Source organism: Collinsella sp. Sow4_E3, assembly GCF_052116285.1.
GTDB lineage: Bacteria > Actinomycetota > Coriobacteriia > Coriobacteriales > Coriobacteriaceae > Collinsella.
In genome coordinates, this window is sequence record NZ_JBQKLJ010000062.1 from 1 (window position 1) to 1425 (window position 1425).

The 1425-nt window shown below is 68.5% G+C and carries 2 protein-coding genes; both read left to right on the forward strand.

Features of this window, described 5'->3' with window-relative positions:
* On the forward strand, window positions 1-630 hold a 630-nt coding region (locus ACTQ48_RS11190), incomplete at its 5' end, for a YqaJ viral recombinase family protein (protein WP_441570977.1).
* A partial coding sequence (gene bet / locus ACTQ48_RS11195) for a phage recombination protein Bet (RefSeq protein WP_441570979.1) occupies window positions 627-1425 on the forward strand: 799 nt, incomplete at its 3' end. The genes ACTQ48_RS11190 and bet, both read left to right, overlap by 4 nt.

A 1425-nucleotide genomic window follows, 5' to 3' on the forward strand; every position in this document is an offset into this window, starting at 1 on the left:
CGGCGCTGGCGGATCGGCGGCTCCGAGATCGCCGCCGCCTGCGGACTGTCCCCATGGACCCACCGCGACCAGCTCATCGCCGACAAGATCGCCGGCACTGTCCACCCCCAGGCCCCGGCGATGTGGCGCGGCACCATGCTCGAGGCGTCCGTGCTCACCATGGTCGCTGAGCGCCGCTCCCTCACCACCCCGTGGCCGCAGCCACTCACCTACGACCCAGCCATGGAAGGCACCCACGTGCATCCCCGCCACGACTGGGCGCTGTACAGCCCGGACGCCGTGACCACCGACGGCGTGTTGGTCGAGGTGAAAACCGCTGACCGGCGCGACATCCTCACCGGCGACGACTGGGACGACCCGCTCCGCGATGCCCACGCATGGGGCAGGGCGGGCACCGACCGGGTGCCCATGCACTACCTGTACCAGGTGCAGTGGGGCCTCGGTGTCCTCGGTCTGGACCGGGCTGTGCTGGCTGTCCTCGCCGGCGGCGAGCGCGGCTTCGACTTCGCCACCTACCCGATCCGCTTCAACCCGACGCTGTCCACCGCCCTGCTGAGGGCTGGGCAGCGCTTCATCACCGACCTCTACGCCGCGAGAGACGCGGCCCACACAGACAGGACAGCAGCATGACCGGAACGCAGGGCTCTGAGCTCGCCATCACCTCGGAGCAATCCAGGTTTACCGACCGGCAGGTCGCCACGTTGAGGCAGATCGGACTCCAAGGGGCCACCGAGGCCGATCTCGAAGTGTTCTTCCATCACTGCCAGCGCACCGGGCTCGACCCATTCGCGCGCCAGATTTACATGATCGAGCGTTTCCAGAATGGCCGGAAACTGTGGACGATCCAGACCGGCATCGACGGCTTCCGGCTCATCGCGAGACGCGCTACCGACGCCGCCCGTGGCACCCTCGGCTACGAGTCCACCCAGTGGTGCGGGACTGATGGTGTGTGGCGTGACGTGTGGCTCTCCGAGCGTCCGCCATCTGCCGCCCGAGTCACCGTCCTGCGCGACGGGCATCCTTTCCCAGCCGTGGCCCTATTCGCGGAGTACGCCGGGCGGAAGCGCGACGGCAGCCTCTCCAGCATGTGGGAAACCAAGGGTGCGCTGATGCTCGGAAAGTGCGCGGAGGCGCTGGCCCTGCGGAAAGCTTTCCCGATCGACCTGTCGGGACTGTATACGGCCGAGGAGATGCATCAGGCAGATCAGAGCCGCGTGACGGTCACCCAGTCGAGGCCGACCGTCGCCCCGGCCCCGGCGAGCGTTGATGCGGCGATGGAGGCGCTGCGCGGCATGGCTGAGCCGATGCTGTCCGCCGAGCAGACCACCACCATCGGCGGACTCGTCAAACAGGCCGGGCTCACCAAGAGGCAGGCGCTGGACTTCGCCGTCGAGGCTGTCGGACATCCGCTCACGTCCGCGACCG